The following is a 25,578-nucleotide window of genomic DNA, read 5'->3' on the forward strand; positions in this document are numbered from 1 at the left end:
TGTATGTGCTTTTTCACCCTTTGTCAACCGAATGTGACGTTCACATCGCCCAGGTCGCTGTACGCGGTGAGCTGATGGGAGCCGCTGCCCCCTGCCGCCCGTGTCCCCTGATCCGCGCCGTTGAGGGTGATGCCGCCCAGGTCCACCTCCAGGTCGTAGACCCACCCGCTGGTCGTGGTGTCAAAGGCGATGCTCCCCATGGAGTTGGTCACCTCCCAGACGCCGCTCAGGCCGCCGGACAGCTCCACTTCCCCGCCGTCACAGGTGACGGTGCCGCCGGTCAGGGTGCCATCTTTCACCGTGATATTCCCCAGGTCCGCGGCCAGGTCCGCGCTCGCTCCGGTCACCCGCTCCAGACGCAGATCCCCCAGGTCCAGCGCGCAGAAGAGCTCCCCGGCGCGGCTGTCGGTGAGGGTCACCCCGCCGGAGCTGTTCTCCGCCTGGGTGTCCCCCAGCACGCAGTCCGACACGGTCAGCTCCCCCAGGTCCAGGGTGAAGTCGCTCTCCTCCGCCGTCAGGCGCTCCACCGTCACACTGCCCATGTCGCTCTCCACCGTGAGAGGGCCCACGCTCAGGCCCTCTGCCCCGCCGGTGAGGACCACGTCTCCCGCGTCGTTGGTCACCTCCAGGGCGGTCAGAGACGCCCCCTCGGGCACCGTGATGGTCACCTGGGCCGTGTGATCGTCGCTCCAGTCCAGGTGCAGCCCGCCCCGCTGGCGGCCCTCCACCCGGAGCACGCCCTTCTCCACCCAGGCGTTGATGGTATAGTCTGCGCCGGTCCAGTCGGTCTCACAGCGGCAGAGGTCCCCCTCCTGCCGCAGCGTGACATTTCCCCAGTCCAGGTCCACGTCCACCGCCGTGAAGGGCTCGGTGAGGTCGCTGCTGCCGCGGTCTCCGCTTGGGGCGGCCCAGGGCCGCAGCCGCACCAGCCACAGCGCCGCCGAGAGCACCAGCACCCCGGCAATGGCGCCCCACAGCAGCTTTCTGCCCCGGGGGCTCAGCGTTTTCCGGCCCAGGTCGTCCAGCAGCCGCGCGCCCAGCTCCTCCGGCGTGCCCCAGTCGGCCATCCGGGCTTCCTCGCCCTCCGGTCCGGCCTCGTCCAGACAGGCGGCGTAATAGGCCACCGTCCGCTCCACCTCTTCCGCCGCCATCCGGCCCGCCAGAGCCCGGCGCAGCCGTTCCAGATATTCCTCCCGCCCCATGGCGCTCCCTCCCTCTTGTTGGTAGGGTCAGTATACCGCCCCCGGATTGAATTTCCCACCCATGGACCATTAAAGTTCTGTTAAAATCTCCCGCCCCGTCGCTTATCCAGGAATCCCGCCCCATTCGCCTGTTCTTTTGTCCATTTTGCCCAAATTATGATTATTTCCAAAAACGGAACAACCAGTATCCTGTTTTTTGCTCTTGAAAAATCGCAAAATGTGTACTATCATGTAGAATACAATTTTATGCCTTTCTATTTAAATAGGTGGGACCCCGCCGGGGCCCGCCTTTTACAAGGGGACGACGACAATGAGCCTACGCATCGGTATCGATATCGGCTCCACCACGGTCAAGGTGGTGGTGCTGGACGAGCACAACAAGCTCCTGTTCCGCTCTTACGAGCGGCATTATTCCAAGACCCGGGAGCGGGCCTGTGAGACCCTCCACTCCATCGAAGACCGCTTCAAAGGCCAGGATGTGAAACTGGTCATCACCGGCTCCGCCGGCCTGGGCGTGGCCAAGGCCGCCGGCATCGACTTCGTGCAGGAGGTCTACGCCACCGCCGCGGCGGTGCGGGAGTACTATCCCGACACCGACGCCGTCATCGAGCTGGGCGGCGAGGACGCCAAGATCATCTTCTTCGGCGGCGCGCTGGAGGAGCGGATGAACGGCTCCTGCGCCGGCGGCACCGGAGCCTTCATCGACCAGATGGCCACCCTCATGAACGTGGGTGTGGATGAGCTGGACCGCCTGAGCCTGAAGCACGAAAAGATCTACCCCATCGCCTCCCGCTGCGGCGTGTTCGCCAAGAGCGACATCCAGCCCATCCTCAACCAGGGCGGGCGGAAGGAGGACGTGGCCGCCTCCATCTTCCAGGCCGTGGTGGACCAGACCGTGGCCGGCCTCACCCAGGGCCGGGAACTGAAGGGCAAGATCGTCTTTCTGGGCGGTCCGCTCCACTTCCTCATGGGCCTGCGGGAGCGTTTCGTGGACACCCTGAAGCTGGACGAGGAGCACGCCATCTTCCCCGAGGACGGCGACTGCTTCGCCGGCATCGGCGCGGCCCTGTGCGCCGGAGAGTATCAGACCCGGCCCTTTGAAGAGTTCCTCCGCCTGCTGGAGGAGAGCGTGGACGCCAAGACCACCGTGGACACCATGCCCCCCCTCTTCACCGACCAGGCCGACTACGACGCCTTCCTCACCCGCCACAACGCCAACCACCCCCCCGAGGCGGATCTGGCCACCTACGAAGGCCCCGCCTGGCTGGGTATCGACGCCGGCTCCACCACCACCAAGATGGCCCTCATCAAGGCCGACGGCGGTCTGCTGTACACCTACTACCACTCCAACGAGGGCAACCCCGTCTCGGTGGTGCTGGAACAGCTCAAGGAGATCTACAAGCGCTGCGGCGGCCGGGTGACCATCCAGGGCGCCGCCGTCACCGGCTACGGCGAGGACCTCATCAAGAACGCCTTCGGCTGTGATCTGGGTCTGGTGGAGACCGTGGCCCACTACAACGCCGCCCGCCACTTCAACCCCGACGTGGATTTCATCATCGACATCGGCGGTCAGGACATGAAGTGCTTCAAGATCCGCAACGGCGCGGTGGACTCCATCATGCTCAACGAGGCCTGCTCCTCCGGCTGCGGCTCCTTCATCGAGACCTTCGCCAAGGCCCTGGGGTACGACATCGCCGCCTTCTCCAAGCTGGGCCTCTTCGCCCAGCACCCGGTGAACCTGGGCTCCCGCTGCACCGTATTCATGAACTCCAGCGTGAAGCAGGCCCAGAAGGACGGCGCCAGCGTGGAGGACATCTCGGCGGGCCTGTCCATCTCCATCGTGAAGAACGCCGTCTACAAGGTCATCCGCGCCGCCAGCGCCGACGACCTGGGCAAGCACATCGTGGTCCAGGGCGGCACCTTCCTCAACGACGCGGTGCTCCGTGCCTTTGAGCAGGAGCTGGGCCGCGGCGTGACCCGGCCCACCATCGCCGGGCTCATGGGCGCCTTCGGCGCGGCCCTGGCCGCCCGGGACCTCCATCTGGAGCACTCGGGCCTCCTCCGGGAGCAGGATCTGGCCTCCTTCACCCACACCGCCAAGCCCGTCACCTGCGGCCTGTGCACCAACCACTGCTCCCTCACCGTCAACCAGTTCGACGGCGGGCGGAAGTTCATCTCGGGCAACCGCTGCTCCCGCCCCCTGGGCAAGGAGAAGGTGCAGCTGCCCGACCTGATGCAGTATAAGTATAAGAAGCTCCGCGCCATGGAGGGCGTGGGCGAGGGCGACGGCTCCCGGGGCCGCATCGGCATCCCCTTCGGGCTGAACATGTATGAGAACCTGCCCTTCTGGTTCGAGTTCTTCACCCGCCTCAACTTCGAGGTGGTCCTCTCCCCCGAGTCCTCCCGCAAGCTCTATCTGAAGGGCCAGCGCACCATCCCCTCCGACACGGTGTGCTACCCCGCCAAGCTCCTCCACGGCCATGTGGAGGCCCTGGTGGAGGCCGGGGTGGACGCCATCTGGTACCCTTGCATGTCCTACAACAACGACGAGGGCATCGGCGACAACCACTACAACTGCCCCGTGGTGGCCTACTACCCGGAACTGCTGGCCGTCAACGTGCCCAACCTGAAAAAGACCCGCTTCCTGGACCCCTATGTGGGCCTGTGGCGGCACAAGGACTTCGCCAAGCGCATCGCGGTGCTCATGGAGCAGGAGTTCGGCGTGCCCAAGCGCGAGACCAAGCAGGCCGTGAAGCTGGCCTATGAGGCCTACGACCGCTATGTGAACGTGCTGCGGGAGACCGGCAAGGAGTACATCGAGTACGCCCGGGCCTATCAGATGCCCATCATCGTGGTCTGCGGGCGCCCCTACCACATCGACCCGGAGATCAACCACGGCATCAACGACCTCATCACCTCCTTCGGCTTCGTGCTGGTCACTGAGGACGCCCTGGCCTATCTGGAGGATTACGCCCCCCGGAAGGTCCTCAACCAGTGGACCTTCCAGGCCCGCATGTACAACGCCGCCCGCTATGTCTGCACCCAGGACGACATGCAGGTCATTCAGCTGGTCTCCTTCGGCTGCGGCACCGACGCCATCACCACCGATGAGCTGCGGGACATCCTGGAGAGCGGCGGCAAGCTGTACACCCAGCTGAAGATCGACGACATCAGCAACCTGGGCGCCGTCACCATCCGCATCCGCTCCCTCATGGCCGCCATCGAGGCGCGCCGGAAGCAGCGCTGACGGTCCCCCATCGAAAGGAACATACCTATGGCTGAATTAGTATATGACAAGACGGGTCGCCTCCTCTTCACCGAGGAGATGAAGAAGGAGTACACCCTCCTCATGCCCCAGATGCTCCCCGTCCACTTCGCCATGATGGCCCGCCTCCTGGAGACGGAGGGCTATAAGGTGGAGATGCTCAACACCAGCGGCAAGAGCATCGTGGAGGCGGGACAGAAATACGTCCACAACGACACCTGCTACCCCGCCCTGCTGGTCATCGGCCAGCTCATCGACGCCATCCAGAGCGGCAAGTACGATGTGCACAAGGTGGGCCTCCTCATCACCCAGACCGGCGGCGGCTGCCGCGCCTCCAACTACATCCACCTGCTGCGCAAGGCCCTCAAGAAGGCGGGGCTGGAGTTCGTGCCCGTGGTGTCGGTGAACCTCTCGGGCCTGGAGAAGAACCCCGGCTTCAAGCTGACCCTCCCCTTCATCCGCAAGGCGGTGTTCGCCATGATGTACGGCGACATCATCGTGCAGACCTCCAACCAGGTCCGCCCCTACGAAGTCAACCCCGGCCGGACCGACGAGGTCATCGAAAACTGCATGCGCCGCCTGCTGGACGGCATGAACCAGGGCAAGGGCCTCTCCTATGAGAGCATGAAGGAGAACTTCAAGTGGATCGTCCAGGCCTTCCGGGACATCCCCGTCCAGGGCGAGCCCAAGGTCCGCGTGGGCGTGGTGGGCGAGATTTACATCAAATACTCCCCCCTGGGCAACAACAACCTGGAGCAGTTCCTCCTCTCCGAGGGGGCTGAGCCGGTGGTGCCGGGCCTGACCGATTTCATCATCTTCAAGATCAACAACCGCGAGGTGGACGTGGACCTCTACGGCGGCAAGTGGGTGAAGAAAAAGGTCTGCCAGATCTTTGAGGACTATGTCAAGAAGTGCCAGCGCGCCATGATCGAGGCCATGAGCGCCGGCGGCTTCCGGGCCCCCGGCACTTTCGACGACCTGCGTAACCTCATCCACGGCTACCTGGGCGAGGGCAACAAGATGGGCGAGGGCTGGCTCCTCACCGCCGAGATGCTGGAGCTCATCCACTCCGGCACCCCCAACATCGTCTGCACCCAGCCCTTCGGATGCCTGCCCAACCACATCGTGGGCAAGGGCATGATCCGCAAGCTGAAGGACGACTACCCCTTCTCCAACATCGTAGCCATCGACTACGACCCCGGCGCCACCAAGATCAACCAGGAGAACCGCATCAAGCTCATGCTGGCCAACGCCCGGGAGCTGGCCCGGGAGGGCCACGCCGAGGAGGCCAAGAGCCCCGCGGAGGTCTGAGATGGAGGAGCTCCGGTTTGTGGAGGCCGAGACGGAGGACCAGTTCCGCGCCATGAGCGCCATCCACGCCCGGGGCTGGCGCAAGACCTATCCGGGCTATGTCCCCGATGACTACATGCGGGAGGTCATCACCGACGACCACTGGGTGTCCATCTTTTCGGACAACCGCTCCGCCGGAAACTGGCACGGCCTGATGCTCTGCCGGGGCGAGGTCCCGGTGGCCTGCTGCACCTACGGCGCGGCCCGGGTCCAGGGCCCCGAGGGAGGCAATTACCCCGGCTGGGCGGAGCTGTGGACCTTCTACGCCGACCCGGACGAAACGGGCCACGGCTACGGCTCTCTTCTGATGGAGGAGGCCCTTCGGCGCCTGCGGGCGGAGGGCTATCCCGCCTGCTTCGTCCTGGTCCTGCGGGAAAACGAGGGGGCCCGGCGCTTCTATGCGCGCCACGGCTTTGCCTGGGACGGCACCCAGGTGGACATTCCTTTCCCCCATGACATGGTCTGTATTGACTTACGCTACACCCAGGCTTTATAATAGTCCTGCTTTGGTGCGCCTGCGGGCGCCCACCGGCTGCGTTGCTTTTTGCCCCGTCGTCCCCCTGCGCAGCTGTTGTACGATCCTGGACAGCGGGTTTTCCCTCGGGAAAGCCCGCTGTTTTTTCGCCCGGGGCACAAAGAGAAAGGAAGATGTGTGTGAATCCAAGTAACAAAATGGGGACCATGCCGGTGCGCCGTCTGGTCCTGCACATGTCCTGGCCCATGATGCTCTCCATGCTGGTACAGGCGCTGTACAACATGGTGGACAGCTATTTCGTGGCCAAGATCAGCCAGGACGCCTTTGAGGCGCTGGCGCTGGTCTACCCCATCCAGAGCCTGATGATCGCCATTCTGGCGGGCACCGGCGTGGGCGTGAACACCATGCTCTCCCGCCGCCTGGGCGAGGGCAGGACGGAAGAGGCCGCCTCGGTGGGCGAGCACGGCTATTTCCTCTATGCCCTGTCCTGGCTGGTCTTTTGGGCGCTGGGCTGGATCTTCGCCCGGCCCTTCCTGGAGCTCTACTCCAAAAATCCCGTGGTCATTGAGTACGGTGTCACCTACCTGCGCATCATCGTCCTCTTCTCCCTGGGCTCCTGCATGCAGTTTGCCTCCGAGCGGGTGCTCCAGGCCTCGGGCAACCCGGTGGGCCCCATGTTCGTGCAGGGCGTGGGCGCGGTGGCCAACCTCATCCTGGACCCCCTGCTCATCTTCGGCATCGGCCCCTTCCCCCAGATGGGCGTGGCCGGCGCGGCCATCGCCACCGGCCTGGGCCAGGTGGCCGGCATGCTGGTGGGCATCTTCCTGGTCTCCCGCAATCCGGTGGTGCGCCTCTCCCTGCGGGGCTTCCGCCCCAGGGCCGCCACCATCGCATCCATCTACCGCATCGGCCTGCCTGCCATCGTGATGCAGTCCCTCTTTACCCTGATGAACCTGGGCATGAACAAGATCCTGGCCATCTTCTCCGACACCGGCGTGTTCATCATGGGCGCCTATTTCAAGGTGCAGTCCTTCGTCTTTATGCCGGTGTTCGGCCTGAACAACGGCCTCACCCCGGTGGTGAGCTACAACTACGGCGCCAAGGAGCCCCAGCGCATCACCGGCGCGGTGCGCTTCGCCCTGATGCTCAGCACCGGCATCATGCTGGTCGGCATGATCCCCTTCCTGGTGTTCCCGGGGGCGCTGCTCTCCATCTTTGATGCCACCCCCGCCATCCTGGCCGACGGCATCCCGGCGCTGCGGCTGCTGTGCCTGTGCTTCGTCTTTTCCGGCATCGTGATCCTGCTGTGCTCCGCCTTCCAGGCCCTGGGCGCCCCCATGCTCAGCCTGATCTTTACCCTGGTGCGGCAGGTGATCCTCCTCTTCCCCGTGGCTCTGCTGCTGGGCTATCTGGCCGGCCCCCGCTACATCTGGCTGTGCTTCACCATTTGTGACGGCCTGGGCGCGGTGGTGGCGCTGGCTCTGTACCGCTGGCTCTACCGGGAGCGCATCGCCCCGCTGGCCGCCCACCCCGGTGGGGAGGGCGCGGTATGAGACGCATCCTGACCGCGCTGCTCCTGCTGGGAGCGCTCACCGCCTGCTCCGCCCAGCCCGCCGGTTCACCCGCTCCGTCGGCCCCGGACAGCCCCTCCGCTGCACCGGAGGCCTCTCCCGCCAGCACTCCCACGGAACACTGGTGGGCGGACCTGACGGCGGAGGACCTGCCCGCCGAAGTCACCGACGCCGCCGATGTGGTGGCCGGGAGCGGTGCGGTGTACCTCCTCTCGGAGCTGCCGGAGGAGGACATCGCCCTCTACGGCTACGGCAGCGACACGCTCACCGGCGTGCTGCTCCGGCGGGGCGAGGACCTGACCCATCTGGACCAGCCCTATCTGGCCACGGAGAACCCCGCCGCCCCCGAGCTGTGGTGGGACGACTTTGACGGCGACGGGGAGAACGAGCTGGCCGTGCTCTACCTTCTGGTCAACCACGCCCAGCAGCATCTGGTCCAGCCCCACTTCTACTCCCCCGACGGCGCGGGCTGGGAGGACCAGGCCCTGGACCTGGACGCCCAGGTGGAGGCGCTGCTGGCGGACATGACCTGTACCTTTGATACGGACAGCGGGATGGTCCAGGTCACCTGCGGCGCCCTCTCCACCTCCGCCTATCTGGAGGAGCTGGACGCCCCTCTCAGCGCCAACCCCCTCTCGGCGGGAGAGAGCGTGTTCTTCCGCCGCAGCGGGACCGCCATCACCGCGGTGCTCCCCCTGAGCCTCAACTCCTCCGGGCAGTCCATGGTATTTGCCAACGCCATCTGCTCCCTCACCTTCGGCGCAGACGGCCCGGCCCTGACCCTGGAAGCACTGGAGACCCTCTACGGCGCATAGTGAAAAAGTCGGCCCTTCGGGGGCCGGCTTTTCTCTTATGCCACGCTTAACGCATTTCTGTCGCTTTAACGGGCTATTCTGTGGTTACATTTCCCTTTTTTTCCGTTTTAGCTTGACTTTCCTGTGATTAAGAATATAATAACAGCGTAGTAAAATGAAAAAGGAGGTCGTTAGTTTGGCTCGAAAGGCATCCGCCACCCCCAAGGCCATCTCTAAAACGTCCACCCGCATGTCGAAAAAGGGTCCCCTGACGCCGGAGACCGTGCGCAAGCTGGACGCCTATTGGCGCGCGTCCAACTACCTGGCTGCGGGACAGCTCTATCTGCTGGACAATCCCCTGCTGCGGGAGCCGCTCCGGCCGGAGCATCTGAAAAAGACCATCGTCGGCCACTGGGGCACCGCTCCGGGTCAGAACTTCATCTATACCCATCTCAACCGCATCATCACCAAGTACGACCTCAATCTGATCTATATCTCCGGCCCCGGCCACGGCGGCAACGCCCTGGTGGCCCAGACCTATCTGGAGGGGACGTACAGCGAGATCTACCCCAACATCAGCCAGGACGCCGAGGGCATGAAGCGCCTGTTCAAGCAGTTCTCCTTCCCCGGCGGCATCGCCAGCCAGGCCGCCCCCGAGACCCCCGGCTCCATCAATGAGGGCGGCGAGCTGGGCTACTCCCTGTCCCACGCCTTCGGCGCGGTGTTCGACAACCCCGACCTCATCGCCGCCTGCGTGGTGGGCGACGGCGAGGCCGAGACCGGCCCCATGGCCGCCTCCTGGCACTCCAACAAGTTCCTCAACCCCCTCACCGACGGCGCGGTGCTGCCCATTCTGCACCTCAACGGCTTCAAGACCTCCACGCCCTCCCTCTTCGCCCGCATCACCCACGACGAGGTGGAGGATTTCTTCAAGGGCTGCGGCTGGACCCCCCGCTTTGTGGAGGGGGACGAGCCCATCAAGATGCACCAGCAGATGGCCGCCGCCCTGGACTGGGCGGTGCGCGAGATCGAGCGCATCCAGCAGAACGCCCGCACCAACGGCGACACCTCCCGGCCCCGCTGGCCCATGATCGTGTTCCGCTCCCCCAAGGGCTGGACCGGCCCCAAGGAGGTGGACGGGCTGCGGGTGGAGGGCTCCTTCCGCTCCCATCAGGTGCCCCTGAGCATGGATGCGGAGCATCCGGAGCACCTCAAGCAGCTGGAGAACTGGCTGAAGAGCTACCGCCCCGAGGAGCTCTTTGACCGCAGCGGCGCCCTCATCCCCGAGCTGCAGGCCCTGGCCCCCAAGGGCAACCGCCGCATGGGCTCCAACCCCCACGCCAACGGCGGCCTCCTGCTGCGGGACCTGCGCATCCCCGACTTCCGGGATTACGCCGTGTCCGTCCCCGCCCCCGGCGAGGTGATGGGCCAGGACATGGTGGAGCTGGGCAAGTTCGTCCGCGACGTCATCAAGCGCAACGCCGAGGCCCGCAACTTCCGGGTCTTTGCCCCCGATGAGGCCATGAGCAACGACCTGGGCGCCGTGTTCCAGGAGACCGGTCGGTGCTGGAACGCCGAGTGCTCCGACCGGGACGAGTTCCTGGCCACCGATGGGCGCATCATGGACGCCCTTCTGTCCGAGCACACCTGCCAGGGCTGGCTGGAGGGCTACCTCCTCACCGGCCGCCACGGCTTCTTCACCAGCTACGAGGCCTTCAGCCGCATCGTGGACTCCATGGTGGCCCAGCACGCCAAGTGGCTCAAGGTCTGCTCCCAGCTCCCCTGGCGGCAGGACATCGCCTCGCTGAACTATGTCCTCTCCTCCACCGTCTGGCAGCAGGACCACAACGGCTTCACCCATCAGGACCCCGGCTTCCTGGACCACGTGGCCAACAAGAAGTCCGACGTGGTGCGGCTCTACCTGCCCCCCGACGGCAACTGCCTGCTCTCCTGCTTTGACCACTGCATCCGCAGCCGGAACTATATCAACGTCCTCATCACCTCCAAGCACCCCCGGCCCCAGTGGCTGACCATGGACGAGGCCATCAAGCACTGCACCCATGGCATCGGCATCTGGCAGTGGGCCTCCAACGACCAGGGCGAGGAGCCTGACGTCATCATGGCCTGCTGCGGCGAGACCCCCACCCTGGAGACGCTGGCCGCCGTGACCATCCTCCACAAGTATCTCCCCGAGCTGAAGATCCGGGTCATCAACGTGGTGGACCTGATGAAGCTCCAGCCCCACACCGAGCACCCCCACGGCCTCACCGCCGAGGACTATGATGCCCTCTTCACCGTGGACAAGCCCATCATCTTCGCCTTCCACGGCTATCCTACCCTCATCCACGAGCTGACCTACCGCCGCCACAACAAGAACCTCCACGTGCGCGGCTACAAGGAGGAGGGCACCATCACCACCCCCTTCGACATGCGGGTACAGAACGACATTGACCGCTTCGATCTGGTCATCGACACCGTCAAGCGTCTGCCCCAGCTGGGCAACCGCGGCGCGTTCCTCATCCAGGAGATGAAGGACAAGCTGGTGGAGCACCGGCAGTATATCACCACCAACGGCGTGGACCTGCCCGAGGTGCGCAACTGGAAGTGGAACGGCGGCAAGGGCCTGGAATAAGCACTTCTTTCTCCTCTGAAAAGCATAAAAAGACCGGCGCGCCTTCGGGCGCGCCGGTCTTTTTTGTTTAGTTCAGGAAGTCCTTCAGCTTCTTGGAGCGGGAGGGATGGCGGAGCTTCCGCAGGGCCTTGGCCTCGATCTGGCGGATACGCTCACGGGTGACGTTGAACTCCTTGCCCACCTCTTCCAGGGTGCGGGTGCGGCCGTCCTCGATGCCGAAGCGCAGCTTCAGCACCTTCTCCTCCCTGGGGGTCAGGGTGGACAGCACGTCCACCAGCTGCTCCTTCAGCAGGGTGAAGCTGGCGGCCTCGGAGGGCTCGCTGGCGTCCTCATCGGGGATGAAGTCGCCCAGATGGGAGTCCTCCTCCTCGCCGATGGGGGTCTCCAGAGAGACCGGCTCCTGGGCGATCTTCAGGATCTCCCGCACCTTGTCCACCGGCATGTTCATCTCGGCGGCGATCTCCTCGGGAGTGGGGTCGTGGCCCAGCTCCTGGAGGAGCTGGCGGGAGACCCGAATCACTTTGTTGATGGTCTCCACCATATGGACGGGGATGCGGATGGTGCGGGCCTGGTCGGCGATGGCACGGGTGATGGCCTGCCGGATCCACCAGGTGGCGTAGGTGGAGAACTTATAGCCCTTGGTGTAGTCGAACTTCTCCACGGCCTTGATGAGGCCCAGGTTGCCCTCCTGGATCAGGTCCAGGAACAGCATGCCGCGGCCCACATAGCGCTTGGCAATGGACACCACCAGACGGAGGTTGGCCTCGGCCAGACGCTGCTTGGCGGCCTTGCCCCGCTTGATGGCCTTGCGGATCTCGGCCTCGGCCTCGGGGGTGAGGGGGTAGTCCTCGCCGTTCTTGCGGGCCTTCTCGATCTCAGCCCACTGCTCCTCGGCGGCGGCGCCGGCGCCCATATCCTGGGCCAGCCGCACCTCCTCGTCGGGGGAGAGCAGGTTCACCTTGCCGATCTCCTTCAGGTACATGCGCACCGGGTCGTCGATGCCGAAGGAGTCCACCAGGGTGTTGGGGTCCACGATCTCCTCCTCGGGGATCTCCTCCAGCTCCTCCATAGGGGGGACCACGTCGTCGTTGAGGTCGGGGAGGTAGTCCTCGCCGGCGGTGTCGATGCCCAGGTTCTCCAGGGTATCGTAGATCTTGTCCATCTGGTCGGTCTCGAGATTCAGGTTCTCCAGCACGTCCATGAGCTCGCCGGCGGACAGCTTACCCTTCTTCTTGCCCCGCTCGATGAGCTCGCTGAGCTTCTCCGCGCCGGGGACGCCCTCCACCACCTTCATGATCTCCTGGCGTCCGGCCTCCAGCTGCGCTTCGCTGGGGGTGATCTTTTCGCTCTTGGAAACCGCTGCTTTCTTCTCACTCATGTCCGTTTCCTCCGTAGGCTTTTTTTTCTCTGAATTTGTTCCGGGCCGCCAGCAGCGGGTCCAGTTCCCCGTCCCCGCCCCGTTTGAGGGCCTCGGTCTGTATGATCGCGATGTAGTCCCGCAGCGCCTGCCGGCTGTTGGGCAGGGACTCTGGCTGCTCCAGGATAGAGGCCAGATGGCTCATCTCCTGGGGCTCCAGCTCCGCCGCCAGTGTGGAGAGCTGGATGCTTCTCCCCTCCTCCAACCGCCGGAGGAGCAGGGCGTATACCTTCCCCAGCAGAGGGCTGGAGAACTGTTCCGGCTTCAGATCCGGCATGTCCCGGAACAGGTCCGGTTCCAGCAGCATCAGCCGTAAAACCCCCTCCTCCGCCCGGGCGGAGCGGAGATTTTCGTAGCGGATGCCGTAGTTTTTGGGCTGGAGCTGGATGGCGGGGGTCAGTTCCTTCCGCTCCTGCTGCTTTTTGGCCTGGCGGAGCCGGCGCTCCCCCTCCCGCTTGATCTCCTGGGCCATGGTCTCGGGGCTCACCCCGGCCAGGGCGGCCATCCGGCCGCCGTACACCTCCCGCTCCACCGGACTGGGGAGGGTGGCGAGCATGGCGGCGCACTCCCGCAGGAAGTCCACCCGCTGGGTGTCGTCCTCCAGGTTGTATTTCGTCTGGATCTGCCGCAGGCGGTACTCGATATGGTTCTCACTGCCGGTGATGAGCTTCTGAAAGGCCTCCCGGCCGTATTTCTGAATGAATTCGTCCGGGTCCTTGGCCCCCCGGACCTGGAGGACCTTCACCTGGATGCCGGTCTTTTCCAGAATGGGGATGGCCCGCTGAGCGGCGCTCACACCCGCGCCGTCGCCGTCGTAGGCGATCACCGCCTCCTTGGTGTAGCGAGAGAGCAGGTGGGCGTGCTCCTGGGTCAGAGAGGTGCCCAGGGAGGCCACCGCGCAGTCAAATCCCGCCTGGTGGAGGGAGATGGTGTCCATGTACCCCTCGGTCAGGATGATCCGCCCCTGCTTGCTCTTGCGGGCCAGGTTGAGGGCGAAGAGGTTGCGGCTCTTGTTGTAGATGACGGTGTCGGGGGAGTTGAGGTACTTGGGCTCGGAGCCGTCCAGCACCCGCCCGCCGAAGCCGATCACCTCGCCCCGCAGGTCGATGATGGGGAACATGACCCGGTTGCGGAAGCGGTCATAGATGCGGCCCTTCTTGTTGTCCACGGCGAGGCCCGCGTCCAGCAGCTCCCGCTTGGTGTACCCCTTGGCGATCATGGCGGTGATGAGGCCGTCCCAGCCGTCGGGGGACATGCCCAGCCCGAAGCGGGTGACCACCCCTTTGGAGAGCTTGCGCTTCCCGAAGAGGTACTCCGCCCCCGCCGCCCCCTGGGGGGACAGCAACCGCTGGTGGAAAAAGCGGGCCGCCTCCTTGTTCAGAGCCAGCAGCCGCTCTTTTCTCCGCCGGTACCCCTCATTCTCCCCGTTTTCGGGCAGCTCCATCCCGGAACGCTGGGCCAGGAGGCGCACCGCCTCCACAAACGGGAGGTTCTCGATCTCCATGATGAAGGAGATCACCCCGCCGCCCTTGCCGCAGCCGAAGCAGTGGTAGATCTGCTTGTCGGTGGAAACCGAAAATGAGGGGGTCTTTTCGTTATGGAAGGGGCAAAGGCCCCACAGATTGTTGCCCTTTCGGGTCAGGTGGACATAGGAAGAGACCACGTCGGAGATCTCGTTCCGGGCCACCAGCTCGTCCAAAAAGGCCTCGGGTATGGCCATCGGGTCTCACCTCCCCTGTCGGCCCTAGGTCCGTTATTTTACCGTCCACGCCCTGGGTACCGCCAGAGCCATAAACTGCTCCACGGCGTACTTGTCGGTCATCCCGGCGATGTAGTCGCACACCGCCCGGTCCACCCCCTCGTTCCAGCGGATGTCCTGGAACTCGTCGGGCAGCCGGTCAGGGTCGGCGTGGTAGGTCTCAAAGAGGCGGCAGAGCATATCCTCCGCCTTGCCCTCCTCCCCTTTTGCCGCCGGGTTGTGGTACACCGCGTCGAAGAGGAAGGCCCGCAGCTCCGCCATGGCGGTATGGCACTCTTCCGACTGCTCGATGTCGTTTTTCCCGGCGCTCTGGGTGATGACATCGCTGACCAGGGTGTCGATCCGCTCCCCATGGGTGAACCCCAGCACCTGACAGGGCTTCAGGGGGATGTCCATGGGGTACAGGATGCCGCCCCGGATGGCGTCGTCGATGTCGTGATTGATGTACGCGATGCGGTCCGCGAGCCGGAGGATCTTCCCCTCCAGGGTGGCGGGCTGCTCCTCGCCGGTGTGGCAAAGGATGCCGTTGCGCACCTCCCAGGTGAGGTTCAATCCCTCGCCGTCTCCCTCCAACCGCTCCACCACCCGCAGGGACTGCATATTGTGCTCAAAGCCCCCGGGCAGGATGCTGTTCAGCGCCCGCTCCCCGGCGTGGCCGAAGGGGGTGTGCCCCAGATCGTGGCCCAGGGCTGCCGCCTCGGTCAAGTCCTCGTTGAGGGCCAGGCCCCGGGCGATGGTGCGGGCGATGCGGGTCACCTCCAGGGTGTGGGTCATGCGGGTGCGGTAGTGGTCCCCCTCGGGGGCGAGAAAGACCTGGGTCTTGTGCATGAGCCGCCGGAAGGCCTTGGAGTGGACGATGCGGTCCACGTCCCGCTGGAAAGCGGTGCGCATGGGGCAGGGCTCCAGCGGCCGTGCCCTTCCCCGGCTCTCCGCGGCGCGGCAGGCTCCGGGAGAGAGGCGCTCCTTCTCCCACTGTTCGGTGCGTTCCCGCACGGTCATGGGCCGTTCCCCCTTTCGCCGGAAAGATAGGCTCATATACTCTATACGCCGCCGGTCGGAAAAATCCTTCTTTTTTCAAAAAATTTTTTTCATACCTCCACGCCCCGGCCCAGGGCAAAGAACCACAGCACCCGGCGGACCACTTTTTTCCCAAAGATCTGCTCCAAAGCGCCGGAATAGGTCTCCATCTGTGCGCGGTACTCCTCGGCGCGGGCGAGCACGGTCTGCTCACTGACCCGGTCGGTCTTGAAGTCCACCACGGTGATGCCCTCCAGCGTCTCGAAGAAGAGGTCCACCACGCCCTGGAGGAGGACCTCCTCCCCCTCCCCGGCCTCGGGCCACACCCGGCGGGCGGGGGTCAGGAGGGAGAACTTGAATTCCCGGCGCAGATCGGGGGCCTCCCGCACCTCTTTCCCCAGAGGAGAGGCGAAGAAGGCCGCGATGGGCCGGGGGTCTACCGCCGTGCCCTGCTCGGGGGTGAGGAAGGCCCGGTCCACCAGGCGCTGGACCTCCGCTTTGATCTCCGCGGTGGTTTTCGTCTGCTGAAAGTCCAGGTATTGCAGCGCCAGGTGAAGGGCGGAGCCCCGCTGGGCGGGGGTGAGGCCCTGTTCCTCCTGGGCGAAGCGGGGGCGGCGCAGGTCGGGCGTGGAGGTCACAGCCGTCCCGTTGCCCGCCTGGTCGGCGGCCTCCTTGTCCCGCTCCCGGCCCTTGAGCTGGGTGGCGGTGATTTTCGAGGGGATGGCCACGTCGGCCGCGTGGGGATAGGTCCAGGAGAGGCGTCTCAGCAGCTCCTGATCCACCGTCCCCAGGGCGGCCTCCTCTTCCGCCGCCCGGCGGCCGGGCGGGGCGGCCAGGGTGCTCCCCTTCACCCAGCGGATGTCCCACTGGGGGCCCGGGTCCACAAAGGACGGGGGCGCGGAGCCCAGGGCGGCGTCCCGCAGGGGGGCGGCCTCCTTCCGGCACAGCACCGGCAGCAGCACCCACTGGCCCACCGACGCGCAGTCGGCCAGAGCCTGGGGGGCGGCGGGACAGCCCGCGTCGGGGAGGAGCTTTGCGATGTCCTTCCCGCCGCCGGTGAGGGCCACGGACAGGATGAGCTTCTCCCTGGCCCGGGTCATGGCCACATAGAGGAGGCGCAGCTCCTCGGCCATCATCTCGTACTCCAGCTGACGGGCCACCGCCCGGCGGGCCAGGGTGGGATACTCCACGCCCCGGCTCAGGTCCAGCCGCTTGGGGCCCACGCCCAGCTTGGGGTGGAAGAGGATGGGCCGCTGCACGTCCTCCCGGTTGAGCCGCCGGGACAGCCCGCACAGCAGCACCACCGGGAACTCCAGGCCCTTGGAGCGGTGGATGGAGAGAATCCGCACCCCGCTCCCTCCGCCGGCGGCGGGGGCGGCAATGCGCTCCCCCCGGGCCTGGAGCCCGCTGAGGTAGGAGAGGAAGCCGAAGAGCCCCTTGTGCCCGGCCCCCTCGAAGCGGCGGGCCAGATCGGCCAGAAGGTGCAGGTTGGCCTGCCGCTCCTCGCCGTCGGACATGGCCCCGAAAACTCCCATCAGGTTGGCCCCGTCGTAGAGCTTCCACAGGAGCTGATAGCAGCTCAAGTCCCCGGCGCCGAAGCGCAGGGCGGAGAGCTCCGCCAGGAACTCCGCGCAGGCAGAATCTCCCTCCTGGGCCGCCGCCTCCACCGCGCCGAAGTAGTCCAGGTCTTTATGTCCGGCCCGGATGGCGGCCAGCTGGTCGGCAGTGAAGCCGTACACCGGCGAGCGGAGCACCGCGATGAGGGGCACGTCCTGCCGGGGGTTGTCCACCACCTGGAGGAGGGAGAGGGCCACGTGGACCTCGGTGGAGGCGAAGAAGTCGCTACCGCCCTCGGCCTCCCAGGGGATGCCCCGCTCGCCCAGAGCCCGGGCGTAGTGGTGGAGCACCGTGCCGGGAGAGCGCAGGAGGATAACGATGTCCCCCTCGGTCACCGGGCGGTCCTCGCCGTTTTCCGGGATGGGGAAGCCCTCGTCCAGCAGCTGCCGGATGCGCAGGGCTGCAAAGCGGGCCTCCTGAAGATCCTTGGGGACCTTGGCGGCCTGCTCTTCTTTGGACTTCTCCCCTTCGTCCTCCGCCTCGTCGGAGAGGTCCAGGGCGGAGAGCTCCACGGCGTACCTGGGGTCCAGGGGCTCGTCCACCTTCCGGCCGGGGTAGAGGGCCTGGTCGTCGGTGTAGTCCATCTCGCCGAACTCCTCCGACATGAGGCCCCGGAAGAGGTAGTTGGCCCCCTCCAGCACCTCAGGCCGGGAGCGGAAGTTCCGGGAGAGGGTGATCCGCCGCTCTTCCCCCTCTTTGGCCTCTTTGTAGGGGCGGAAGGTGCGGTATTTTTCCAGAAAGATGGTGGGGTCGGCCAGGCGGAAGCGGTAGATGGACTGCTTCACGTCGCCCACCATGAAGAGGTTCTTCCCGTCCCGGGAGAGGGCGGTACAGATGGCGTTCTGGACGGCGTTGGTGTCCTGGAACTCGTCCACCATGATCTCGTCATACCGCCCGGAGAGCTGCCGGGCCAGCTCGGTGGGGCCCTCCGGTCCCGCCAGGAGCCGCACCGTGAGGTGCTCCAGGTCGGAGAAGTCCAGCACGCCCCGGCGCTGCTTTTCGGCGGTATACGCCGCCTCAAAGTCCCGCACCAGATCAAAGAGGGCTTTCACCGCCGGGTAAACCGCCCGCAGATCCTCCAGCAGGTCGGCGCTGGAGTCTTGAAAACCCTCAGCCAGCTTCTCCATGCGCTTTTTGCAGCGGGTGCGCAGGTCCTTCACCTGATCCATTTCGGTGCAGCCTCCGCTCACCCGCTTGCGCCCCGGCGTGGGGAAGGGAATGGGGAGGGCGGCGCAGGCGGCGTCCCAGCCGGTCTCCGCCGCCTTCACAAAGCCGTTGAGCCCATCCAGGGTGGCGGACAGGCTGGGAGAATAGTTGGCGGCAAAGGTGTCGTCACACTCACACAGGTCCAGCGCCCGGGCCATCTGTCCGGCCCAGTAGCGGGCCTGACGGGCGGCGTCTTTCAGGAGAAGGCGGCCCCACACGGTCTCTCCCGCGTCGGTAACCCCCTCCAGGGCAAAGGTCTGCTCCTGCTCGTTCAGCCAGGCGGCGGGGTCCGGGTGGCTCTGCACCCGGCCGCGCACGTCCAGCACGATCTGCTCCAGCTTGCTGTCATCCCGGCCCGCCGACATGGTGTCCACCAGGAGGGAGAAGTCGTCCCCCTCCTGAATGGTCTCATACCGCCGCTCCAGCACGTCGGTGAGGGCGTCCTGCATGAGGAGCCCCGCCTCCCCCTCGTCCAGAAGGCGGAAGTCGGGCTCCAGGTCCAGCAGGTGCCCCTGCTCCCGTAAAATCTGGGCGCACAGGGCGTGGATGGTGGAGATCTGGGCCTTGTAGACCAGGGTGGCCTGGCGGCGCAGGTGGCCGTCCTCCGGGCTGCGGGCCAGGCGCTCGGTCAGCTCCTCCACGATGCGGCCCCGCAGCTCTGCCGCCGCCGCCCGGGTATAGGTGATGACCAGGAAGCGGTCCACATCCAGGCCCTCCTGTTCCACCCGGTCCACCAGGCGCTCCACCAGGACCCGGGTCTTGCCCGAGCCCGCCGCCGCCGACACCAGGAGGCCTCCCCCCCGGTTGTCCACTACATCCTGTTGTTCGTCTGTCAGAGAAAAGGCCATGGCTGTCGTCCTCCTTCGATCAAGGGGCTGTCAGTTTTCCCACTTTTGGGCGTGGGCCTCATTCCACACGTCGGCGTTGCCCAGGCCCACCTCAGAGGCCCGGTATACCGGGTCCTTCCCGGCCTTGCGCTTGGCGCAGTAGTCCCGCAGCACGGTGAGGGCCTGATTACCCAGCAGCAGGATGGTCACCAGGTTCACCAGGGCCATCAGGCCCATGAGTACGTCGGCCAGGTCCCACACGGTGGAGAAGTCCATCTGGGCGCCCACGAACACCGCCGCCACACAGGTCCAGCGGAAGATGTTGAGCCCCAGACGGGAGTTTTTGATGAACTTGAAATTGCTCTCGGTGTAGTAGTAGTTGCCCACCAGGGAGCTGAAGGCGAAGAGGAAAATGGAAATTGTGATGAACAGGGGCCCCAGCTCTCCCACCTGGGCGGAGACGGCGGCCTGGACATAGTTCATGCCCTTCAGATTGGGGTCGATGGGCACCCCGGACAGGAGGAGCATGAAGGCGGTGGTGGAACAGATGAGGATGGTGTCGATGAACACCGAGAGCATCTGCACCAGACCCTGCTTCACCGGGTGGGACACGTCGGCGGCCGCCGCCGCGTTGGGGGCAGAGCCCATGCCCGCCTCGTTGGAGTAGAGGCCCCGCTTCACGCCCTGCATGATGCAGGAGGCGCCCAGTCCGGCGAACATGGCCTTGGGGTCGAAGGCCTGGGAGACGATGAGGCCCAGCATGGCGGGCACCTGGCCGATGTTCTTGATGGTGATGAAGAGGCCCAGGGCGATATAGATGGCGGCCATCACCGGCACCAGGCCGGAGGTGATGGCGCTGATGCGCTGCACGCCGCCGAAGATGCTCACAGCCGTCAGCAGGGCCAGCACGCCGCCCACCACCACGGGCCAGATGCTCTCGCTGTATCCAGGCAGGTAGTACTCCAGGGCGGAGCCGGCGTTGAAGGCCTGGAGGGCGTTGAAGCCGTAAGCAAAGCAGGCAATCAGAAGCACGGCGAACACCACGCCCCACTTGCGGCTGCCCAGCCCCTTCTGGATATAGTAGGCCGGGCCGCCCACCCAGTCGTCCCCGTGCTTCTCTTTATAGAGCTGGGCCAGGGTGCTCTCGATGAAGGCGGAGGCGGAGCCGATCACCGCCAGCAGCCACATCCAGAACACCGCGCCGTAGCCGCCGATGGCGGTGGCGGCGGCGATGGCGGTGGCCACGCCCGCGATGTTACCGGTGCCCACCCGGGAGGCGGTGGAGATCATCAGGGCCTGGAAGGAGGAGATGTCCTTGCCGTCCTTCTTCTTCTCGCCCAGGATGCGCAGGGCCTCCCGAAAGAGGCGAAACTGCACGCCGCCGCTGCGGATGGTGAACCACAGACCGGTGACCACCAGCAGGCCAATGAGGATATAGGTGTAGAGGAAATTACTTAAATTGCTCAGCATGGCGCCAAACCACGTCATGTTTTCAAAACTCCTTTATACGTTTTCCGTTTCTTCCAGCGCACGCCAGAAGTCCTCCCCCCGCACGGTGGGGAGATAGCGCTTGTGATCGCCGCCGTAGCCGTCCTCAAAGTGACAGGCGGCGGAGTAGTCGCACCACAGGCAGGCGTTGCGCTCCGGGCCCCGCCAGAAGGGATCGGCGGCGATATTTCCGGCGGCCAGCTCTCCGGCGACGTCCCGCAGGAGGCGGCCGATGTGCCGTTCCAGCTTGCCCAGGCGCTCGGCAGACACCAGGGCGTCGCCGGTGATGGCCCCGGTGCGGCTGGACACCTTCACCGGGAGGAAGCGGATGCCCGCGCTCCCGGGGTGCTCCATGGCGGAGAGCACCGGCTCCTCGTCCAGGATGAGGCCCTTGCGACGCAGCTCCTGGTCCACGGCCCGGCGGCGCTCAGCCTCGGTCATGGCCCGGCTGCCCGCCACCACCGCGTCCCGGGCGGGGAGGTACAGCACGCCGGCGGGGACGATCTCTTTCCCGCCGAAGCGGTCCCGGGCCTCTTTTTTCAGGGTGAAGAGGTAGATGAGCATCTGCGTCCCCAGGCCGTTCCAGATGTCGGTGAGGTCGAAGGACTTTTTGCCCGTCTTGTAGTCCACCACACGGAGATAAAGCTTGCCGTTCTCCACCCAGCCGTCCACCCGGTCCACGAAGCCGGACAGGCTCACCGTCACGCCGTCCACGGTGATCTGCACCGGGGGCAGGTCCTTGTCGCTGCCGAAGCCCAGCTCGAAGGCGATGGGCTGGAAGTCGGAGACGGCCAGCTCCTCCACCACGTTGTCCACCACGGCGTACACCGTCCGCAGCAGACGCCGGAAGAGGTAGCGGAAGCGGGGGGTCTCCCCCTCCAGGCCGCCCAGGCGCTCGGCCACATAGCGGTCCACCACCGTCTTGGTGAGGGCGTGGAGCTCTTCCCGCTCGGGGGCCTCCACGGCGTACTCGCCGTTGCCGGTGAGGGTGCGGAGCACCTGCTCCAGCACGAAGTGGACGAACTCGCCGTACTCCGGCGCGTGGAAGCCTGCGGGCTTCCGGGCCCTAGCCTTCAGGCCGAACTGCATGAAATCGGCGAAGTGGCAGGACTTCAGCTTATCCATCCGGGAGGCGGACATGGGCACACGGCGGCCGTACAGGGCGGCCACCGCCGTCGGAGAGAGATGGCCCCGCTCCAGGGCCGCCGCCCGCTCCATCCGCTCCACCCGGGGGGCGTACTCCGGCATGGCGCGGAGGGTGGCCCCCACGTCGCTCCACCGCCCGGCACAGAGCAGGGCGGGCCGGGGCGCGGAGAGCCGGAACACCGGCGGGCCCTCCCGCCGGGGCCGAAGGGCGGGGAAGAGCCCTCTGAGCCGCCCCACCAGGAAGCAGGGGCGCAGCTCCTCGCCGCCGCTCCCCCCCTCCGGCCAGCTGATGGCGCAGTAGTCCGAGGGGATGGCCAGGGTCTCATAGAGAATGGTCATCTCCCGGTAGAGCTTATCCGAGAGAGTGGGCGCCAGCTCCAGCCCGAAGGAGGCCAGCAGGCTCCGGTCGTCGTCGTTCAAAAGCCCGGGGGCGGGGGCGGCCTGGGGGATGGCCCCGTCGTGGGCCCCCAGCACCAGCAGCGCCCGGCAGGGCTTGTGGGCCAGGCGGGGCATCTCCCCGGCGTGGACCCGGTCCAGGGACACAGGGATGGTGCCCACGTCGTACTGGGAGAGCACCATGGGGAAGAGCTTGGCAAACTCCTCCTGGTCCATCACCACCTCGCTGAGGGTGTGGGCGCACTGCTCCAAGGCGTCGCAGAGGATGTCCCAGAGCTGCCGGTACTCGTCGGCCAGGGCGGGCTCGCCCCGCTCCCGCAGGGCGTTCTCCCGCTCCAACAGCCGCTGGGGGAGCCCCACCTCCACCAGGAAGTCGTACAGAAGGGCAGCGTGGTCCTTTCCGGTGCGGGTCCCGGCGGCGCGGAGCTTCTCCAGCGGCGCGATGACCTGCCGCCGGGCCTGGTCCAGCTCCTCCACCTGGGCGTGGGCCTCGTCGGTCCACTTCAGGCCGTAGCCGCCGGGGTGGAAGTCCCAGGGGGCCTCCCGGGTCCAGCGGCTCCCCCGGATGTCCCAGGTGAGCACATAGTTCTCCAGCCGGTCCCGCATCTCCTCGGAGAGGTCGGTGAGACCGGTCTTTAAATAGCGGAACATGTCCTCATACCGGTAGCCCCCTGCCACCGCCGCCAGGGCGGAGGTGATGAGGGCGAGGACCGGCTTTTGCAGGATGTCGCTCATCTGCCCCAGAAAGACCGGCACGCCGTAGCGGGGGAAGATGGTCTCGATGAGGGGGCCGTAGTCCTCCATAGAACGGGCGGTCACCGCGATGTCCCGGAAGCGGTATCCCTTGTCCCGCACCAGGCGCAAAATCTCGCTGGCCGCCCACTCCACCTCGCTGGCGCTGCTGTGGGCAGCGTACAGGGCGAGCCCCTCGCTGTTTTCCACCGGTGGGGCGGGCTGGGGGGCGAAGAGGGATGCCTCCACCGCCGCCAGGGCGGGAAGGCGCTGCCGGGCCATCTCCTCCAGCACCTCCACCTGGGCCGGGGTGCGGGCCTCTTCCGCCAGACGGAGGATCTGCCGGGCGGTGCGCCGGGCGGGGGAAAAGACGCCCCCTCCCCCCTCGGTCTCCTCCAGGTGGTCGCAGGTGAGGGCCACCGTCACCGAATTCGCCTGGCCCAGCAGGACCGAGAGCACCTCCCGCTCCTGGGGGGTGAAGTCGGTGAAGGCGTCCAGGTAGAAGTCCATCCCCGCGGCCCAGCGGCTCTCCCGCAGGGCGGCGGAGAGGCGGGTCAGCCGGTCCCGGGGGTCGGCCCCCTGCCGCTGGGTGAGAGCCTCGTAGGCCCCGAAGAGAAGGGAGATGTCCCGGAGCTTGTCCCCCTCGCCGCCGCCGGCCTCCTCCCCGGCCTCCCACAGGGCCTGGGGGGTGATGCGGCAGCTCTTGAGTTCGTCCACTGTGGACAAAAGCCCGGCCAGAAAGGCGGGCTTCCGGGAGGGACGGCGGTAGACCGAGAGCTGCTCGGACACCTGGCGCAGGGCGGCGTACATCAAAAGCAGCCGTCCGCCCGCATCCAGGGTGGGTGCGGCGCCCCCGCCACTGACGTCGAACACCCGCCCGGCCAGCCGGGTGAAGGACAGCACCTCCGCAAACCGGGAGGCCTCCGGCCCCACCTGGGCGCACAGGCGGCGCTCACTGTCGTGGGAGTGCTGTTCGGGCACGATCAGGATCTGGGGCCGTTGCGGTCCATGTTGGGCGATGCGGGCGAAGAGGGCGTCGCTCTTTCCCGCGCCGGAGCGCCCCAGGAGCAGTTTCAGCATAGGAATCAGGTCCTCCTCTCGTGGACGGTGTACAGAACGCGCGACAGGCCCGCGCTGTCTGGCGCGGGCCTGTTCTCTCTCCCCGGTTACTGGGGATTGACCGTGTAGTTGGGCGCTTCCTTGGTGATATAGATATCGTGGGGGTGGCTCTCACGCAGACCAGCGGCCGTGATCTGGATGAACTGGGCCTTCTGCTGCAGGTCGGCGATGGTGGGGCAGCCGCAGTAGCCCATACCGGCGCGCAGGCCGCCCATGAGCTGGTAGATGGTCTCGCCGGTGAGTCCCTTGTAAGGCACGCGGCCCTCCACGCCCTCGGGCACCAGCTTCTTGTTGTTCTGCTGGAAGTAGCGGTCCTTGGAGCCCTTGGCCATGGCGCCCAGGGAGCCCATGCCGCGGTAGACCTTGAACTGACGGCCCTGGTAGACCTCGGTGTCTCCGGGGGACTCCTCACAGCCGGCCAGCAGGGAGCCCAGCATGACCACGTTGGCGCCGGCGGCAATGGCCTTGGCGATGTCGCCGGAGAACTTCACGCCGCCGTCGGCGATGACGGGCACGCCGTACTCGGCGGCCACGCAGGCGGCGTCATACACAGCGGTGATCTGGGGCACGCCGATACCGGCCACCACGCGGGTGGTACAGATGGAGCCGGGGCCGATGCCGATCTTCACGCAGTCCGCGCCCGCCTCAATGAGGGCGCGGGTGCCCTCAGCGGTGGCCACGTTGCCGGCGATGAGCTGCACGTCGGGATACAGGGCCTTGATGCGCTTGACGCACTCCAGGATGTTGTGGCTGTGGCCGTGGGCGGAGTCCAGGCACAGCACGTCGGCGCCGGCGTCCACCAGAGCGGACACGCGGTCCAGCACGTCGGAGGTGACGCCGATGGCGGCGCCCACCAGCAGGCGGCCCTTCTCGTCGCGGGCGGAGTTGGGGTACACGGTGGCCTTCTCGATGTCCTTGATGGTGATGAGGCCCTTCAGGTGGAAGTTCTCGTCCACGATGGGCAGCTTCTCGACCTTATGGCGGCGCAGGATGTCCTTGGCCTCCTCCAGCGTGATGCCCTCCCGGGCGGTGACCAGGTTCTCCTTGGTCATCACGTTGTCGATGAGCTGGTTCATGTCGGTCTCGAACTTCATGTCCCGGTTGGTGATGATGCCGATCAGCTTTCCGTTGTCGCAGATGGGCACGCCGGAGATGCGGTACTTGGCCATGAGCTCATCCGCCTCGGCCAGAGTGTGTCCGGGCGCCAGCCAGAACGGGTTGGTGATGACGCCGTTTTCCGAGCGCTTGACCATATCCACCTGCTCGGCCTGCTGGCCGATGGTCATGTTCTTGTGGATGATGCCGATGCCGCCCTCACGGGCGATGGCGATGGCCATGCGGGACTCGGTGACCGTATCCATGGCGGCACTCATCAAGGGAATGTTCAGCGTGATCTTCTTGGTGAGCTTGGTGGTCAGGTCGATGTCCGCGGGGAGCACGCTGCTCGCGGCGGGGACGAGGAGCACATCGTCGAAGGTGAGCCCCTGCTTGGTAAACTTCTGGCTGGCGTCTGTGTTGACCATGGTGCATCTCCTATCTCTAAAATTTTTCCTATTTTACTATCC

14 protein-coding genes are annotated in these 25,578 nt (G+C 66.0%); 6 read left to right on the forward strand and 8 right to left on the reverse strand.

The annotated features are described in order from the left end of the window. Positions 1 to 23: 23 nt before the first annotated feature. Entirely contained in the window at positions 24 to 1,202 is a 1,179-nt protein-coding gene (locus tag B5G43_RS06860; RefSeq protein WP_087259735.1) for a DUF4097 family beta strand repeat-containing protein, read from the reverse strand. Between the two features lie 310 nt (positions 1,203 to 1,512). On the opposite strand from B5G43_RS06860, the gene B5G43_RS06865 reads away from it, so the two are divergent. The 6 genes from B5G43_RS06865 to B5G43_RS06890 all read left to right on the forward strand — a co-directional run bounded on the left by B5G43_RS06865 (position 1,513) and on the right by B5G43_RS06890 (position 11,289). Further along, a complete protein-coding gene (locus tag B5G43_RS06865; protein ID WP_087259736.1) occupies positions 1,513 to 4,449 on the forward strand; it encodes an acyl-CoA dehydratase activase in 2,937 nt (978 codons plus the stop codon). Positions 4,450 to 4,476: 27 nt separating this feature from the next. Next, positions 4,477 to 5,778: a 2-hydroxyacyl-CoA dehydratase gene (locus B5G43_RS06870; RefSeq protein WP_087259737.1), complete on the forward strand. Its 1,302-nt coding sequence runs from the start codon at positions 4,477 to 4,479 to the stop codon at positions 5,776 to 5,778. Position 5,779: 1 nt separating this feature from the next. After that, entirely contained in the window at positions 5,780 to 6,313 is a 534-nt protein-coding gene (locus B5G43_RS06875; RefSeq protein ID WP_087259738.1) for a GNAT family N-acetyltransferase, read from the forward strand. 158 nt (positions 6,314 to 6,471) lie between these two features. Next, on the forward strand, positions 6,472 to 7,845 hold the full coding sequence (locus B5G43_RS06880) for an MATE family efflux transporter (RefSeq protein WP_242960491.1): 1,374 nt from the start codon (positions 6,472 to 6,474) through the stop codon (positions 7,843 to 7,845). Next, entirely contained in the window at positions 7,842 to 8,678 is an 837-nt protein-coding gene (locus tag B5G43_RS06885; RefSeq protein ID WP_087259740.1) for a hypothetical protein, read from the forward strand. The genes B5G43_RS06880 and B5G43_RS06885 overlap by 4 nt, the downstream gene beginning before the upstream one ends. 229 nt (positions 8,679 to 8,907) lie before the next feature. Next, positions 8,908 to 11,289 (forward strand): phosphoketolase family protein, encoded by a 2,382-nt coding sequence (locus B5G43_RS06890; RefSeq protein WP_087259799.1) that lies wholly within the window; start codon positions 8,908 to 8,910, stop codon positions 11,287 to 11,289. A gap of 67 nt (positions 11,290 to 11,356) precedes the next feature. Here B5G43_RS06890 and rpoD read toward each other — a convergent pair whose 3' ends face one another. The 7 genes from rpoD to guaB all read right to left on the reverse strand — a co-directional run bounded on the left by rpoD (position 11,357) and on the right by guaB (position 25,536). Further along, complete coding sequence (rpoD, locus tag B5G43_RS06895; protein ID WP_087259800.1) at positions 11,357 to 12,583, reverse strand: RNA polymerase sigma factor RpoD; 1,227 nt, start codon at positions 12,581 to 12,583, stop codon at positions 11,357 to 11,359. Between the two features lie 76 nt (positions 12,584 to 12,659). Next, positions 12,660 to 14,426, reverse strand: a complete 1,767-nt coding sequence (dnaG, locus tag B5G43_RS06900) for a DNA primase (protein WP_087259741.1) — start codon at positions 14,424 to 14,426, stop codon at positions 12,660 to 12,662. Between the two features lie 33 nt (positions 14,427 to 14,459). Next, a complete protein-coding gene (locus tag B5G43_RS06905; RefSeq protein ID WP_087259742.1) occupies positions 14,460 to 15,464 on the reverse strand; it encodes a deoxyguanosinetriphosphate triphosphohydrolase in 1,005 nt (334 codons plus the stop codon). Positions 15,465 to 15,553: 89 nt separating this feature from the next. After that, entirely contained in the window at positions 15,554 to 19,153 is a 3,600-nt protein-coding gene (gene addA, locus B5G43_RS06910) for a helicase-exonuclease AddAB subunit AddA (protein WP_087259743.1), read from the reverse strand. A 30-nt stretch (positions 19,154 to 19,183) separates the two neighbouring features. Then, the gene (locus B5G43_RS06915) at positions 19,184 to 20,620 is read right to left on the reverse strand and encodes an alanine/glycine:cation symporter family protein (RefSeq protein WP_087259744.1); all 1,437 of its coding nucleotides are present in this window, start codon (positions 20,618 to 20,620) and stop codon (positions 19,184 to 19,186) included. Between the two features lie 15 nt (positions 20,621 to 20,635). Further along, the gene (locus B5G43_RS06920; protein ID WP_087259745.1) at positions 20,636 to 23,974 is read right to left on the reverse strand and encodes a PD-(D/E)XK nuclease family protein; all 3,339 of its coding nucleotides are present in this window, start codon (positions 23,972 to 23,974) and stop codon (positions 20,636 to 20,638) included. Between the two features lie 86 nt (positions 23,975 to 24,060). Continuing rightward, the gene (gene guaB / locus B5G43_RS06925; protein WP_087259746.1) at positions 24,061 to 25,536 is read right to left on the reverse strand and encodes an IMP dehydrogenase; all 1,476 of its coding nucleotides are present in this window, start codon (positions 25,534 to 25,536) and stop codon (positions 24,061 to 24,063) included. Positions 25,537 to 25,578 lie beyond the last annotated feature (42 nt).

It is taken from the genome of Flavonifractor sp. An92 (assembly GCF_002159175.1).
In the GTDB taxonomy this organism is placed as follows: Bacteria; Bacillota; Clostridia; order Oscillospirales; family Oscillospiraceae; genus Pseudoflavonifractor_A.

What these genes read in the sequence shown, in the direction of transcription:
- B5G43_RS06920 (WP_087259745.1), bottom strand. Translation starts at nt 23,974, where the DNA reads ATGCTGAAACTGCTCCTGGGGCGCTCCGGCGCGGGAAAGAGCGACGCC.
- B5G43_RS06875 (WP_087259738.1), top strand. Translation starts at nt 5,780, where the DNA reads ATGGAGGAGCTCCGGTTTGTGGAGGCCGAGACGGAGGACCAGTTCCGC.
- rpoD (WP_087259800.1), bottom strand. Translation starts at nt 12,583, where the DNA reads ATGAAGGTGGTGGAGGGCGTCCCCGGCGCGGAGAAGCTCAGCGAGCTC.
- B5G43_RS06890 (WP_087259799.1), top strand. Translation starts at nt 8,908, where the DNA reads ATGTCGAAAAAGGGTCCCCTGACGCCGGAGACCGTGCGCAAGCTGGAC.
- guaB (WP_087259746.1), bottom strand. Translation starts at nt 25,536, where the DNA reads ATGGTCAACACAGACGCCAGCCAGAAGTTTACCAAGCAGGGGCTCACC.
- B5G43_RS06865 (WP_087259736.1), top strand. Translation starts at nt 1,513, where the DNA reads ATGAGCCTACGCATCGGTATCGATATCGGCTCCACCACGGTCAAGGTG.
- B5G43_RS06885 (WP_087259740.1), top strand. Translation starts at nt 7,842, where the DNA reads ATGAGACGCATCCTGACCGCGCTGCTCCTGCTGGGAGCGCTCACCGCC.
- addA (WP_087259743.1), bottom strand. Translation starts at nt 19,153, where the DNA reads ATGGCCTTTTCTCTGACAGACGAACAACAGGATGTAGTGGACAACCGG.
- B5G43_RS06860 (WP_087259735.1), bottom strand. Translation starts at nt 1,202, where the DNA reads ATGGGGCGGGAGGAATATCTGGAACGGCTGCGCCGGGCTCTGGCGGGC.
- B5G43_RS06905 (WP_087259742.1), bottom strand. Translation starts at nt 15,464, where the DNA reads ATGACCGTGCGGGAACGCACCGAACAGTGGGAGAAGGAGCGCCTCTCT.
- B5G43_RS06870 (WP_087259737.1), top strand. Translation starts at nt 4,477, where the DNA reads ATGGCTGAATTAGTATATGACAAGACGGGTCGCCTCCTCTTCACCGAG.
- B5G43_RS06915 (WP_087259744.1), bottom strand. Translation starts at nt 20,620, where the DNA reads ATGACGTGGTTTGGCGCCATGCTGAGCAATTTAAGTAATTTCCTCTAC.
- dnaG (WP_087259741.1), bottom strand. Translation starts at nt 14,426, where the DNA reads ATGGCCATACCCGAGGCCTTTTTGGACGAGCTGGTGGCCCGGAACGAG.